The sequence below is a fragment of the Fictibacillus tiangongensis genome (assembly GCF_048083785.1).
Lineage (GTDB): Bacteria > Bacillota > Bacilli > Bacillales > Fictibacillaceae > Fictibacillus.
Genome location: NZ_CP182294.1, coordinates 324,932 through 339,469, shown reverse-complemented (window position 1 = coordinate 339,469; position 14,538 = coordinate 324,932). Strand labels below are relative to the sequence as shown.

Here is a 14,538-nt window from a genome sequence, read left to right as displayed (position 1 = left end):
AAACTAGGATTTAATTTAGGGCTTTTGATTTAACCTTTCCGTTTAGCAATCATTGAGTACCCTTTTACCGGTTATTGATGTAATGAACCGCTATCATTATTAAAGGAAGGATTATAGCTGCACAAATCATCGCTCTTCCTTTTGAAAGCTCTATATTATTACTTCTTACCTTTGAATACACCATAAGATATAGGCAAATTATTGCTACTATGGTTATAGGGTAATAGATACCTGTTTTATTAGGAATAAATAATCCACTCGGTGTATTCTCTACTAAAAAAACAAATATGAGAATAACGTCTATACACAAAACAAAAAAGGAATACCAAAATATTTTTTCCACAACACCCCTCCTATAAAGATTACCGGTATAAAAAGATTGAGATAATCAATAAAAAGACCAGTAGATATAGTAATGTTTTTAAAGTAAATTTATTTTCAGTGGCCATTCTTGCTCGATAGATAACTAAGTACAATCATCCTATTCCGAAAAGTACAGCAAGAAAGATTGTAAGGATATCCTTCTGTTCTGAGGGCAACGGCAGTAGATGTTGATCTATAACATAAACTCCTATTCCTGATAAAAGCATCATTCCTAATGCAACAATGAGGAGAACGTTCCACGTTTTATTGTTCATAAAAATACATAGCTCCTTGTATGGTAAAAAAGAAAGAGATGGAATTTCCATCTCTTATGCAAATCCTATAGGTCTTTAATTAATACGGGGTATCTTTGTAAATGTTTCTGATTTTTGATGGTGATCACCTATCTATATATTTTGTTCCTTTTCACGAATGCTGTTCAAATGATTTTTCTTCATCATAGGTAGACCTAAAGCGATACCTAACATCGCATACAGAAACCCTTCATTTCCACCTAACCACATGAAAAGATTATAAGGAACATAAATACCATAAATAAAGATGTACATCATCATATAGAAACGTCGCCATTTCTTTTCACTATTCAACATATTCAGGTCCTCCTGATTAATAGTTCATATTGTTTAGGTGAAGTTCAGTTTGAAACTTATTCAAAAAGAAAGAGATGGAATCCCCATCTCTTTCTTTAAATCAATCCAGATTACTTTGTTCCTCATCACGTTTGTTCTCAGTTGCTTCCTGTAATGCATCACGGTTATCTTCTATTTCATTTTGTAGCGTTTTAAATGTGTCATCGTCATAATCTACAAGTGTGTTATATCGATTGTTAATATGCTTTTCTACTTCAAAACCATTTTCAACTTTCTTAAGTTCACTTAATACTCTTACTCCTTTATTCAAACGGCGTTTTTCTTCAACAATTTTATTAAAAACATCACTATGTCTATTTTGAACTTCCATAAACTTGTCACTGGCGATGTTTTGAGCTTCTATAAAGTTGTCACTACCCCATTGTTGCCACTCTAGCCACAATCTATTTTTTTCTTTTAGTAAGTAGCTATCAAAATCTGCAGCAGAGTTAACAGATTGATACTTGCCTCCTCCTGCTCGAGCAATATCTTCCAGTGATTTTTGTCCTTTACCATCTACATCGAATCCAATAACATTAACTTGAGCTTTTTGAGGAGATTCAGCAATTAATTTTGCTGCAGCAACTGGATCTCCATCACACGTTTCTACTCCATCACTAACGACATATATTATATTTTCCGCATTATTTTGCCCCGCAAGATCATTTTGTGCAGCTTTAATTGCACCAGCAATCGGCGTCCATCCTGTCGGATTAAATTGATCTAAGCTTTTTTGAAAATCGCCTTCGTTGTATGTATTCAGTTCATAAACAACCTCAGTGCTTTCACACGAAACTTTTTTGTCACTGTCAGCATTACTTCCCTTTTGACCGTAAACGCGCAACATTACATTAGAACCTTGCGGCAACTTACTTGCATAATTACGAACAGCTTCCTTCGCAATCTCCATTTTGGTTTTACCACCAATTTTTACAGCCATACTTCCACTTGAATCAAGAAGAATACTTACATTCAGAGTCTTACCATCACCTGGCTTATCACTTCCTGGGACTTCTATTGTTGTATTTAAATTCTTATAGTACTCATAGTCTTCCTTATAATCTTCTGCTAAGTAATGAATTACAGCATCATAAGCTTCCTCTGTAGTTAACTTGTTAGGAATTTTCTTAAACGCTTCTTTCATTGCTTGCTCTGAAAAATCAGCATTGGCGAGTTTGCCCGGGCCTTCAAGCATCATTTCTTCTGGTTTTTCTGCAGCTTTTGGAAATTTAGCTTCGTTTTCTTTTTTCTCTTTTGCTTTAGTAGTCTCCTGATCTTTAGTAGCAGCCGAATCGGAACAAGCTGTTATTAGAAGTAAAGATAATATTACTATTCCTAGCGAAAGGAACCTTTTCATATATGCCTCCTTATAATGCTCTTATGGCTTCTCAGTTGTTACATAAGTTCCAGCAACAAAATCATGTATGGCTCTCTTATCTTCTCTAAAGATGATCATAAAGATTGTTACAAGATACAAAGTTAAAAAACTAATTGTATATAGAATTTGGGTAACGGGCATCCGAAGAATAGTATTTTTAAACCCAAGTTTCTCACCATCAACTCGCACAATTCTTACACCAGTAACACGCTTTCCAACCGTGTAGCCATTCCAATAAACAGGAACAAGGATGTAATATGCCATTACATATAACCAAATTGCGATTCTGGATAAAGTTTCATCGTCAAAGATGGGACCAATAAAGAACCCAATGGTTGCTCCTACTCCCGCGTCTACTAGGATAGCACCAAGTCGCCTCCAAAATCCTGCAGGTTGATGTAATTCCATGATGTCACATCCTTCTTAATTCCGACCATTTCTAGTTATTAATAAAATAAACTGCTACAGTTACAATCGGTACTGCAATAGCAGTATATAAAACAGTCTTACCGTTGATTTTACCTCCCATGCTCTCTTTCACCTTACCGAAAATCAAGAGAATCATACATACAATCATTAGGCCCAATAGGAAATAAGTAAAAGGATTTCTGGCAAAAATAAATTCACCATTAGGTAATTTTGTAGATTGAGTAAAAAGGAGCATAACTATTACCACCATTGCAGTACCTGGACCCCAAAAATACCAATCAATTCCTTTCTTTTTCATTTAGAACGCCCTCCTAGTTTTATGGTCTTTTATATAGATTTATTATAGATTGGTGAAATTCAGTAAATTTTTCTAACCCTTTATTATATATATTTTTTAAATTATTATCTGGATGGGATTTGGTATCGTTCCAATAATATACATCTGCAGTTACAGAGTTAATAAGATTACCCATTGGCTGTGTAATCGGCTCAGCAAAATCATTAAGCGCATTCGCAATCGCCGTAGAACCAGGCAATGCAATTAGACCTCCTATACCTCCTACTATTAAATCTTCTGGCGTAAAACTTCCATCTAAGAATTCCCCAAGTCCATAAGCACCTGCCCCCAAAGCAGTGCTAAGCCCTCCCCAACCAGTAAGCTTCATCCAACTTTTTGATGTGAAAGCTATTTTTAACTTTCCTGCAATAGGTCCTCCTATCCCTGCAACCAATCCATTAATAGCCATATTTCGTAAAGTATCACCAATATTTAATGGTTCATTAAATGCAAAGTAGTCAATAAGGTCGAGCCCAAGGGAAACCAGTGCTCCGATACCAACTGCTTTCAAGAAAACACCCCAACCACCGTAAAACCTGCCTATTGCTGTAATAGCTAATCTACCTTTGACACCTGCCCATCGGCCAAATCGCATTGCATTTCTACCGATAAAGCTACCAAATCTTCTGGCACCTTGACCTATCCATCCGGTAAATGAACGAAGATACCTTATACTTGCCCGGAATCCATGACCTAGCCAACCTCCAAAGGTTCGCATTCCTTGACCCAACCATCCACCAAAAGTACGCATACCTCTTCCAACATAGCGCATTCCTTGACCTAACCAACCGCCAAAGGTTCGCATACCGTTTAAAATGCCAGTTAATCCTCTTGCTAAGCCGGTACGTAAAATTCCAGCCATTGCGCCAACAGCACCTATGCTGTATAACCATCCTCCTAAAGCACCTAGGGCTGCTCCACCAAACACCCAAGCAAGTACACCCCAGCCGAATGCATCAGTACCACCGTACTTCCAGAAATAGAAAGCACCTGCAACAATGGCTCCGATAATAGCACCTACCAACAACGCTACACCTACAAATGGTAGAAGTACAAACGCTACAACAGCAACGGCAACCACCGCTACAACAGCAAGTATTGTATAAATGAGATCTTTTGTCCAATCATCAAGTGAATTCCACCAATCTCCAATACCCTTAATTCCATTCGCTGCCCAATCGATAGCATCACCTAAAGCTTTGATAACGGGTTTAAAGAACTTTTCAATTTTCTTTAATGTATCCTTTAAACCATCTCCGAAATCAAAAGGTAAAAAATCCCAAAAACTCCCTGTGTCTTTGGCTTGCATTTCGGTGGGCTTTATCTGACTTTTATCATAATCAAGACCCCCGGCTGAGGCAGGGGACACACTTACCATTGAGAATAATAAACATAAAATGATAGCAAATAACGATAGTTTCTGGGTCATATAGTCTCCCCCTTAATCACAGCTAATTTCAAGCCCTTTTGGTGTAGCAATATTAACTGCAGCTTCTGCTCTCACCATATTCTCATCACCTGAAAACATATTTTCATCAACGGTAACAAATTCTGCCTTTTTCTTTACTTTCACATATACTTTAAATTCACCTTCATATGGAAATTCTACTTCGATGTCATCTTCTGCACCATTGAGTTTTGCATAATGACGTGCTGCCTCTTCAATTTTCGGGAAAGCATCATCTATAGACCCACAACTAATCTTATTAATCTCATCCTGTTCAAATAAATATTTTAAAGCCTCGTTTAAATTAAGAGAATCAAGATCTACAATACTTCCATTTATCCATTTTTCCACTCCAGGCGGCATTTCTTTTCCAAAGAGAACATCACCTATTTCAGGCAGAGGAGTAGAAATGCCCTCATCTTCCTGAGGTTCATCTCCTTTGCTTTCTTCTTCTTCTTCTTCTGCTTGTTCCTCTTTAAGCTTATCTAAGCGTTCTTTAATTTGCTCTTTGAGCTCTTTATCATAGATCTGTTTTGCTTCTTCAGCAGCAGCAAGCGCAGCGGCATCAGCAGAAGTTTGACCTACTCGTTTTGCAGCAAATGTCGTAAAAAAATCAAAAAAGATGAAACTGATGAAAATCGCTGCCATAAGCAAACCCATAACTACTAAAAGGGTACTTCCTTTTTCACTTTTCAAGTAGTTACTATTCATCAGTTTCATCCTCCTCCATTGGCATGGTTGCATCAGCTTTTAAGTCGTAATCAATCTTTCCTAAAAAGGGAACTGATACAGTTGGAACTTTTGCTACTACTGTAACGGTTACACTTTTACCATAACTGGAATCACCGGTAGAACTTGAAACACTCTGAAGATCTAATCCGTAAGCTGAGCTTTCTACAGCTGTTTCAAAATCTCCTTCAACGGAAGCAACTCTTGCACCATCTCTAGCTGCTGCTTCTGAAACGACAACGGCATAGGCTACTAAAGCAACTTGCCATATAAATAACAATGCAAATATAATCATAGGGAACACAGCTAAAAATTCTATTAGCTGTGACCCTCTTTCATTTCTAATGTATTTTTTTATCTGTCTCATATTTCACCCCAGAGACTCGGTTTAACCGCCAATCCCATTAATCAACTTAATTAATTGGTTTTTAACTGCCGTACCTACTGACGTGTCACCCTTAAAAGCAGTAGCTATTGCTGCCATAATCGCTAACACTAACATACCAAGTGCAATCCATTCTAACGCCTGTGCACCTCTTTCATTTTGAACCTTCCCTGTAACATTTTCCCAAGCACTAACTGTTTTGACATATAATTTTGTAAACATATAAATCTCTCCCTATTTTTATTTTTATTTTAAAAGAAGCTATCTAATCCAAATGCCCCTGGATTGTATATAATATTTAACAGCAATAGCCCTATGATTAAGAAAAAAACAGCAGGTGCCACAAAAAATGTTGTTACAAGTGTTATTTGAGGACTTGCTTTTGCTGCTTTTTCCTTTGCCTTGAATCCCCTCATAGCTCTCAAATCATCGGCTTGAATACGAAATGTTTGAGATACAGGAACCCCCAGTACTGATCCTTGAATGAGCGAATTAACAAGCATTTCAAGTTCTTTTGAAGAATTGCGAGATATTAAATTCTTATAAGCTAGTTTTCTAGTTACACCTAAATCTATCTCATAGTTAAAACGTTCAATCTCTTCACTCAAAGGGCCATCCATTTGATTAGTGACTTGTTTTAAGGCTCCATCCAGACTAACACCTGCTTGAAGCGTAACACTCACAGTATCAAGAAAATCAGGCATAGAAACACTTATTGATTCTTGTCTTTCTTTAGCTTTCATCCGCAACCAAAGCTGCGGCCCTAAAAATCCAGCAATCGGAAAAACCAGCAACACTAATAATGCAAAAGGCATACCTAAAATGGAATATATAGAACTAAAGAATAGAGCGCCTAGTCCAAGAACAAAACGCATTCCATAGAACTGACCCAATGTAAGATCTAATGGGTTTCCAGCTCTTGTTAAAAATAGAGCATCCTGTTCTTCATTCGCAAAAAATGGATATTTTTTGGCGGTAGGCTCAGCATATTTAGCAGCCCTCAAAAGCGGACTTATCATACTGTCCTTAAAGGTACGTTTCTTCCGTTTCTTTTTTTCTCTTAAATGCAGGTGTTTGATTAAGTTATCTTTTTTAATAATGTATAAATACAAATATACAAAACCGATTAAAATAAATAGTAAAATGAAAAATGTCATTAATACTGAGAATAAACCTAATATTTGACCCATAGCTTACACCCTAATCCTGGTAATCTTCTTAATAAGCAAGAAAGCGATAAACTGCATTCCTAGAAAAACGGCTAAAAGTATTAACCCAAATGGCGTAAACAGAGGATTAAGAAATCCAGGAATAAATAGGTTCATCATCATAGCCATCATAATCGGCATTACAGGCAAGATATAAGAAATGAACTTTGCTTCGGCGGTAACAGTATCTATTTCTTTGCTTACTCGAGCTCGTTCTTCTAAAGTTTGAGCCATTAAACTCAAAACTTCGGCTAAATTGCCTCCTACCTTTCTCTGAATGAGTAAAGTAGAAACAAAGATATGAAGTTCCTTGCTATCAAATCGATCTCTAAGTCTCATCATGACTTCTTCAAAATCATCCCCAAGACTAAGCTGCTGGTCAATTTTTTTAAATTCAGGCCCTGCAGGTGCTTTAACTTCCTGAGCAATCATTTCAATTCCTTGTGGAATAGTTAAACCTGCTTTAACAGAATTACTCATCATTCGGCATATATTGGGAAGCTGTTTATTAAAGTTTTCACTCCGCTTATTTTGCCGAGATTTTAATAAAAATTTTGATCCCAGCCAAATAATGAAATAAGCAATCGATGCATCAAGTGGAAAAACGAGACTTAAAATAAAATGGTTAACAAACCAGAGAATAAAGAAGAGCATAATACAGATTCCAGCATACTCAGATGCTTTTAAAGGAATATGAGCTTGAACAAGTTTTTTTGATAGCTCTTCTGCCAGATCAGAATGATCGTATTTATCACCTATTCCTATAATAAAACTGCTTCGCTCTTTCTTTTTTTCTTTAACAAACCAACTCTCAACATGCTTTTTTACCTGTTTATTATTAGAGCTTCTTTTAATATAATAAATTGCCAAGAAAAATGAGAAGATTGCTAAACTTAATGCTACCCATGCAAGGATCATTTAGCCCCCTCCTTGAATAGGTTTTCTTTAATAGTAGATATCCCAAATTGTTTCATTCGTTTATAAGCTTCTGGAATATACCCTGTAGGAGCAAAATATCCAATCACTTCGCCTTTAGAATCTACACCTTCTTGAAAAAATTTAAAGATATCAAGGACTTTAATTTTTCCATCTTCCTCTTTAATCTCAGCAATACTAACAATCTTCCGCTTCCCATCGATTTGACGATTAGTTTGAACAATTAGATCTAAAGCACCCACAAAATAACTTCTAATAACATCAACTGTAAGTGGTAAGCCAGACATGATAACCATTGCTTCTAATCTTCCCAATGCGTCTTTTGGTGTATTAGCATGGACTGTAGTTAAAGAACCTTCATGACCTGTATTCATAGCTTGAAGCATATCTATCGCTTCTGAGCCACGCACCTCACCAACGATGATACGATCTGGTCTCATACGAAGGGCATTTCGTACTAGTTGGCGAATTGTTATCTCACCTTTGCCCTCCATATTTTCAGGCCTCGCTTCCATTTTTACAAGGTTTGCATGATAGAACCGTAATTCTGCCATATCTTCTATAGTAATAATTCGTTCACCTTGCGGAATAGAGCCTGACAACACATTTAATAGCGTAGTCTTACCACTTCCTGTACCACCAGAAACGAGAATATTACACTTTGCTTTAACAGCTGCCTGTAAAAACTCACCCATATTTTCAGAAAAGGATTCAAACCCCTGAAGGTCTTGAAGGGTAAATGGAATTTTATTAAACTTACGAATTGACATAACTGAACCTTCAAGACTGACTGGCGGAATAACTGCATTTACACGACTTCCATCATGAAGCCTTGCATCTACCATCGGAGAACTTTCATCAATTCGTCTTCCAAGTGGAGCAATAATTCGATCTATAATATGTCGAATATGCTTTTCATCTTTAAAACGTATCGGCGTCTTCTCTAAGCGCCCTTTTCTTTCGATAAAAACCTCATGCGGACCATTAACCATAATTTCTGTTATAGAATCATCCTCTAGTAAAGCTTCTAACGGACCATACCCTACAGATTCATTTATAATTTGTGTAACAATTTGGTCCATTTCATATTGAGGAATAATAACACGTTCCTCTTGAATCATCTGTGTAACTAATCGCTCTATGGTTTGCTTTCGTTCCTGTGCTGGCAGAATCGTTATGGATTCGAGGTTTGCCTCCTTAATAATTCGAGCTTTATAATGTCTTACAAGTTGGTCTAACTGACTATCATTCACATCCCAATCAGAATTAGGAATTAAAGGTGATTTTGCAGTAATATCTTTAATCCAAGAACCCATTTAATATCACCTCACTTTACCATGCTCGTAACAAATTTTTTAATATCCTTTAGAGCTTTGGAAGAGTGCTTTTCTTTCTTTGCTGTAAAAAATGGTTTTCCAATATTGACATGTGGCTGAAGGTTAAAAAAGTCCGCTCTAATTTCGCTTACAATTGGTCTTGAAACCATATCATCTATATCTTTTTTAGATAATTCATTTTTAGCATGGACTCTATTTAACAGGATAGAAACGTTATTTCTTAATCCAAGCTGAAAACGCGCGAAGGAATCTTCCGTGTTTTTAAATCCTCTTAATCCCATACTATCTGGTGTAAGTACGTAATAAATATGATCTGCTTCTCCTAAAGCGGTATAGGTAACGTGATTAAAGTACGATGGAATATCGAGCAGGACATAATCATAATGCTCTTTACAAATACGAATTAATTTCACGATAAGTTCAGTCGTTACTTCTTCTGCTTTTGCAAGGTCTTGGGGACCCAATACTATTACATTGCCAGTACGTTCGTCCTTATATGCAATATTTTCTATATGCCTAATATTCATTTCTTCTATTACTGGTTGAAGATCATAGTATGACCTTTTATGATCAATACCTAGTATTGTATCAAGTCCACCAAATTGAGCGTTTAAGTCAATTACAACTACGTTGCTGTCATCAAAAATTTGTAGTCCCTGTCCAACCGCTGCTGAAAGTAAGGTTTTTCCACTTCCACCTTTACTGCTATAGAAAGCATACGCTTTACCATTGCTTTCTTGTTTATCTAAGGATTGAAGCAAGCTGATTTTTTCTTTTGCAGTATCAAGTACTTTTTGAACCCGCTGTTCTTCTTCAGGAAGAATAATTACATCTGTAGCATTTGCGAGCATCCATTTTCGACCGAGTTCAAATGATTTCTCATTTAATAAACCAATAACAATTAACTTATTCTGATTTTTAAACGATTCAAATGATTTGAGGGATTGGTGATCAATAAATAGGATAGAGTACTGATTTATATCCAGGTTTGTCCCACTCCACTCACCAATTACATCTACCTGTAGTTTATTTTCTTCAATGATTGGTTTTAGAGTATTTATATATACTTCATTTTTAGAAACAATTAAAACTTTATGTACGTCCATACTTCTTACTTCCCTTCTAAGTACTAGTTTGCTTTTGGTTTAGGTTGAGGCGCTGGATTCTCTTTTGGAGCAGTCGGTGCTGGTGGTGCTGACTTAGCAGGTTTAGCGGCTGGAGCGGCTTCTTTCTTCTCTTGCGTAACATCCTCTTCTAATTCATTTACTCTTAAAATTCTTATCTGCTTTGCTGTATTTTGATAATGAATTAGTTTTTCAGCATCCTCTATAGAAAGGGAAACTTTTATTACATTAATCTTTTTATTCTTATCAACTTCGATATCATCATTTACTTCTACTACACTAACCCTTCTTAATTCTCTTTTAGTTGTCATTGCATTTTTTTCTTCCCATGAAACAATAATATCTACACGGTCACCTTCAGTAACATTTTCATCAATTAAGACATTTTCAGTAGGGTTGAGCCAAACGACCCTATGTCCTTTCGAAATATCAATCTTGGAACGCAAGACGTTTTTAGTTAAAATGTCCCCACCACTCATATCTGTTAGAACAACTTGATTTTTCAAGTCACCCTGAGATTGTATAAAATTCGAGACGGCTGCATTTTTAGGAATTTCAACCCATTTAATCTTGGAGGAAGTTATTGCTTCATTTGATTTAATATCTCCTTCTAACGCAGCTACTTTTGTAGTTTCTGTAAGGTTCTGCTGAGCTTTTCTGATTTCGTTCAAGACAACTCCAGCAGTAACAACTGCCAAAATAAATGCTACGACTAAAAATATTAGTGCCTTACGTTTTGCATCGATCATTGTTCCTTAACCTCCAATAATTAAAAGAAAAAATTGTACAAAAATGAAATATAAAATAGAATCATGCCAAAACTATCACAAAATTTCCAGAAACGTCAACCCCTCTAATTCCTTGGCTCATAAAGGTTTATAGGACTTATCCACAACCTTCTTACTATCCTCCTCTAATCTTCGACTTTTTTCGACAACCCTACAAAATAACTATACTAGGAATATAATCATAACTAAAATACATATATAACCATTAATGCTTTCCACTAAAATTACATTCCCAAACCTAAAAACCTGTATTTAAAGGGGTTTGCTACTTTTGAACTAATCCTTAATTACCAGTAAAAAAGGCTTAAATATGAAAAAACCATCCAAATATATTGTTTGGATGTTTTTTTTACTTTACTTCTTAAATTCACCCAACCATCTCCACGAGTAGTTTGGGTGCCAGGTATCATAGTTAGCATTTTTCATTTCTTTCTTTTCACCAGGTTTTATAGTGATTGATTTTGTAACATGTGGGAAAATCTTCTTATCTTTCTTATTCCTAATCGTGATTTGAATTTTCCCTTTGTATGTATACTTCTTGTTGAAATTCGCCACATAAGAATTATAAGCCGTAAAACTTCTAATTTTTTCAGGATTCACAACAAGCTCTAAATTTCTATAAGACTCGTTATTCGGATTCCCACGGTCTTCGTATCTTTCATCAAGTAACTTACGCTCAATCCAAATCAAAGTTTCGACATAAAAAAAGTTGAGGTCAAAAAATCAACCCCAACAACTCCTCACTATAATAAAACGTCACTAACGCACCGACCGCTAAGTACGGTCCGAACGGGATCGCGGTCTTTCGGTTATATTTCTTCGTTACTAATCCAACTATTGCGACTAATACCCCGACTATGGATGCGACCATCAGTGTCAGATAAGCTCCTTGAAAACCGAGTACGAGTCCTAAAACGCCCATCAGCTTAATATCTCCACCGCCGATCCCGCCTTTTGAGAGAATGGCTAACAACAACAAAAACAAAAATCCGAGCAGACTTCCTACGGCTGCATCTAACCAGCCTCTAGGTTCGAAGATTACTTGTAACGCTAGAAACCACACGAAAAATACGATCAGTACTTTGTCCGAGATGATGAAGTACAACAAATCGGAAACGGTAATGATGGCGCATAATAAAACGAGGGAGCATGCTAGCAACAGTTCAATGGAAAACCCGTATTTTATGTAAGAAAAACTATAGAGAGCACCAGTTGTGAGCTCCACCATCGTATATAAAAGGGGGATTCGCTTCTTACATGTTTTACACTTTGCGCCCGCAGCTACAAATGAAACGATGGGAAACAGCTCGTACCATTTTAGCTGCCTTTCGCAATGGTCACATTGTGAACGTTCTACACCTATTACCTTCATTCCCTTTGGCAGACGATAGCCTATTACTCCGCCGAACGAGGCTAAGACGGCTCCTACTACAAAAAACCAAACAGTCCACATTGCTTCCATTTCCCACTTCTCCCTTAATCTTCATCCTGCACACTATTATAATGAAGAAACTTATTTTTTGCATCTCTCTTCCTTAAAGTTATCGGCTATCTTTTTTATTTGTTTTCCTGCACATACAAAAAAGGAATGCCCAAAAACGGACATTCCTACCAATGTTTTTTACTATTCGACTAAGAATAAAAAATAGCTGATGAAGACGATGAAGAGAACCCACATGATCGGGTGAACTTCTTTGAAACGTCCTTTTACTGTCATTGTTAGTGGGTACATAACGAAGCCTAGTGCGATTCCTGTTGCGATGCTGTATGTTAGCGGCATTGCGATCAGCGTTAAGAATGCTGGTACTGCGATTTCTAAACGGTCCCACTTTATCTTGCTTAATACCGATACCATGAGCACGCCGACGATGATCAGTGCTGGTGCTGTTACAGACGGTGTTACGACTACTAATAATGGCGAGAAGAAAAGAGCTAATAAGAACAATCCACCCGTTACAACTGACGTGAATCCTGTACGTCCACCTGCAGCTACACCTGAAGCTGATTCGATGTATGCTGTTGTTGAAGATGTTCCAAGGATCGCACCAACTGCGATCGCTGATGAATCGGCAAGCAACGCTTTACCTGCACGCGGCAGTTTGTTGTCTTTCATGATTCCGGCTTGTGATGCTACTGCCATCAATGTTCCTGCCGTATCAAAGAAATCAACGATAAAGAACGTAAGAACAACGATCATCATGTCTACTGTGAAAATTTGATCAAAGTGAGAGAACGCTTGTCCGAATGTTGGTGCAAGGCTCGGAATCGCTCCTACGATTTGATCAGGCTTATTGATCAAGCCAGCAAAGATACCAACTACAGCTGTGATTACCATTCCGTAGAAGATTCCTCCACGAACGTTTCGGATCATCATTAGAATCGTAATGATGAAACCAAAGATGGCAAGAAGTGTAGGACCTTGTGTTAAGTCACCAAGAGAAACAAGCGTTGCTTTGCTTGGTGCGACGATTCCTGCGTTCTTCAGTCCGATGAATGCGATGAAAAGTCCGATACCGGACGCTGCAGCAAATTTCAGATCTTCCGGAATTGCGTTTATGATTGTTTCGCGAATTTTAAATAAGGTAATAAAAATAAAAATAATACCAGACATTAATACGCCAGCAAGTGCTGTTTGCCACGGAATATCCATGACTAAGACTACTGAATATGCGAAAAATGCGTTAAGTCCCATACCTGGAGCAAGTGCGATCGGATACTTCGCTACGATCCCCATGAAAAGTGTTCCAAGGGCCGCTGCAAGGGCAGTTGCCGTGAACACGGCACCTTTATCCATGCCAGCATCGCCTAGTACGGATGGGTTAACGAATAAAATGTAAGCCATCGCAAGGAACGTTGTTAATCCCGCTGTTGCTTCTTTTTTGTAAGAAGTGTTGAACTCCTTGAAACCAAAATACTTTTCCATCTATATATCCCCCTATACCCTGTCTACGTATAAAAGCTTCTCTTTAAAAGTCGCTCATGACTCGAGGTGTTTGACCTGTTCGTCATTGACTAGTTGATTGGAGCGTAAGGTGCGAGACTCCTGCGGGACGAGTGGGACAGGTGAGACCCTTAAGGGCGCAAAGCGTCAAGGGGCTCACCGCCCGCCCCGCGGAAAGCGAAGCACCTGGAGCAGAAATCAACTACTTCCAAAAACAGCTCTGTTCAAACAAAAAGACCCAAGGGACGAGCCCTTGGGTCTGAATACGTAAGAGTTAATGAAACGAGGGCTATGCAAAGAGAGCATGTGCGCCATGTTTCAAAAATCCTTCGTAGTCAGACCATTTACGGCAGTCTGGTAGAAACTTTCGGGCCATATCCCCGAATTTATACGTAGGAAATACATTTAATTTTTAATTACTACTTGAGTATAGGTCGAACTTTGTCGTACGTCAAGCGTTTTTACGAATGATTTTATGTTATTTTA

General features: G+C 37.4%; 18 protein-coding genes and 1 riboswitch. All 18 genes read right to left on the bottom strand.

Annotation, left to right across the window (positions count from 1 at the left end):
• Nucleotides 1-64: 64 nt before the first annotated feature.
• A complete protein-coding gene (locus ACNJYY_RS02030) occupies nt 65-343 on the bottom strand; it encodes a hypothetical protein (protein WP_416730357.1) in 279 nt (92 codons plus the stop codon).
• A 133-nt stretch (nt 344-476) separates the two neighbouring features.
• The gene (locus ACNJYY_RS02025; protein ID WP_416730356.1) at nt 477-638 is read right to left on the bottom strand and encodes a hypothetical protein; all 162 of its coding nucleotides are present in this window, start codon (nt 636-638) and stop codon (nt 477-479) included.
• A gap of 132 nt (nt 639-770) precedes the next feature.
• Nucleotides 771-974, bottom strand: a complete 204-nt coding sequence (locus tag ACNJYY_RS02020; RefSeq protein WP_416730355.1) for a hypothetical protein — start codon at nt 972-974, stop codon at nt 771-773.
• Nucleotides 975-1,074: 100 nt separating this feature from the next.
• Complete coding sequence (locus ACNJYY_RS02015) at nt 1,075-2,370, bottom strand: vWA domain-containing protein (RefSeq protein WP_416730354.1); 1,296 nt, start codon at nt 2,368-2,370, stop codon at nt 1,075-1,077.
• Nucleotides 2,371-2,391: 21 nt separating this feature from the next.
• On the bottom strand, nt 2,392-2,799 hold the full coding sequence (locus ACNJYY_RS02010; RefSeq protein WP_416730353.1) for an RDD family protein: 408 nt from the start codon (nt 2,797-2,799) through the stop codon (nt 2,392-2,394).
• A gap of 31 nt (nt 2,800-2,830) precedes the next feature.
• Complete coding sequence (locus ACNJYY_RS02005; RefSeq protein ID WP_416730352.1) at nt 2,831-3,118, bottom strand: hypothetical protein; 288 nt, start codon at nt 3,116-3,118, stop codon at nt 2,831-2,833.
• A 19-nt stretch (nt 3,119-3,137) separates the two neighbouring features.
• Nucleotides 3,138-4,586 (bottom strand): hypothetical protein, encoded by a 1,449-nt coding sequence (locus tag ACNJYY_RS02000; protein WP_416730351.1) that lies wholly within the window; start codon nt 4,584-4,586, stop codon nt 3,138-3,140.
• 12 nt (nt 4,587-4,598) lie between these two features.
• Nucleotides 4,599-5,315 (bottom strand): pilus assembly protein TadG-related protein, encoded by a 717-nt coding sequence (locus tag ACNJYY_RS01995; protein ID WP_416730350.1) that lies wholly within the window; start codon nt 5,313-5,315, stop codon nt 4,599-4,601.
• Nucleotides 5,308-5,700 carry a TadE/TadG family type IV pilus assembly protein gene (locus ACNJYY_RS01990; protein ID WP_416730349.1) on the bottom strand — a complete coding sequence of 131 codons (393 nt, stop codon included), beginning with the start codon at nt 5,698-5,700 and terminating at the stop codon, nt 5,308-5,310. Before ACNJYY_RS01990 ends, ACNJYY_RS01995 begins: the two co-directional genes overlap by 8 nt.
• A 21-nt stretch (nt 5,701-5,721) precedes the next feature.
• Nucleotides 5,722-5,940: a hypothetical protein gene (locus ACNJYY_RS01985; protein WP_416730348.1), complete on the bottom strand. Its 219-nt coding sequence runs from the start codon at nt 5,938-5,940 to the stop codon at nt 5,722-5,724.
• 29 nt (nt 5,941-5,969) lie between these two features.
• Nucleotides 5,970-6,908 carry a type II secretion system F family protein gene (locus ACNJYY_RS01980; RefSeq protein WP_416730347.1) on the bottom strand — a complete coding sequence of 313 codons (939 nt, stop codon included), beginning with the start codon at nt 6,906-6,908 and terminating at the stop codon, nt 5,970-5,972.
• A 3-nt stretch (nt 6,909-6,911) separates the two neighbouring features.
• Nucleotides 6,912-7,844, bottom strand: a complete 933-nt coding sequence (locus ACNJYY_RS01975; protein ID WP_416730346.1) for a type II secretion system F family protein — start codon at nt 7,842-7,844, stop codon at nt 6,912-6,914.
• On the bottom strand, nt 7,841-9,178 hold the full coding sequence (locus tag ACNJYY_RS01970) for a CpaF family protein (RefSeq protein ID WP_416730345.1): 1,338 nt from the start codon (nt 9,176-9,178) through the stop codon (nt 7,841-7,843). The genes ACNJYY_RS01975 and ACNJYY_RS01970 overlap by 4 nt, the downstream gene beginning before the upstream one ends.
• 11 nt (nt 9,179-9,189) lie before the next feature.
• Nucleotides 9,190-10,305: an AAA family ATPase gene (locus ACNJYY_RS01965; protein WP_416730344.1), complete on the bottom strand. Its 1,116-nt coding sequence runs from the start codon at nt 10,303-10,305 to the stop codon at nt 9,190-9,192.
• A 23-nt stretch (nt 10,306-10,328) separates the two neighbouring features.
• On the bottom strand, nt 10,329-11,072 hold the full coding sequence (cpaB, locus tag ACNJYY_RS01960) for a Flp pilus assembly protein CpaB (protein ID WP_416730343.1): 744 nt from the start codon (nt 11,070-11,072) through the stop codon (nt 10,329-10,331).
• A 393-nt stretch (nt 11,073-11,465) separates the two neighbouring features.
• Nucleotides 11,466-11,801 carry a hypothetical protein gene (locus ACNJYY_RS01955; RefSeq protein ID WP_416730342.1) on the bottom strand — a complete coding sequence of 112 codons (336 nt, stop codon included), beginning with the start codon at nt 11,799-11,801 and terminating at the stop codon, nt 11,466-11,468.
• 25 nt (nt 11,802-11,826) lie between these two features.
• Entirely contained in the window at nt 11,827-12,573 is a 747-nt protein-coding gene (locus ACNJYY_RS01950) for a prepilin peptidase (RefSeq protein ID WP_416730341.1), read from the bottom strand.
• A 162-nt stretch (nt 12,574-12,735) separates the two neighbouring features.
• The gene (locus ACNJYY_RS01945; RefSeq protein ID WP_416730340.1) at nt 12,736-14,034 is read right to left on the bottom strand and encodes an NCS2 family permease; all 1,299 of its coding nucleotides are present in this window, start codon (nt 14,032-14,034) and stop codon (nt 12,736-12,738) included.
• Nucleotides 14,035-14,364: 330 nt separating this feature from the next.
• Nucleotides 14,365-14,466, bottom strand: a riboswitch (purine riboswitch).
• Between the last annotated feature and the right edge of the window lie 72 nt (nt 14,467-14,538).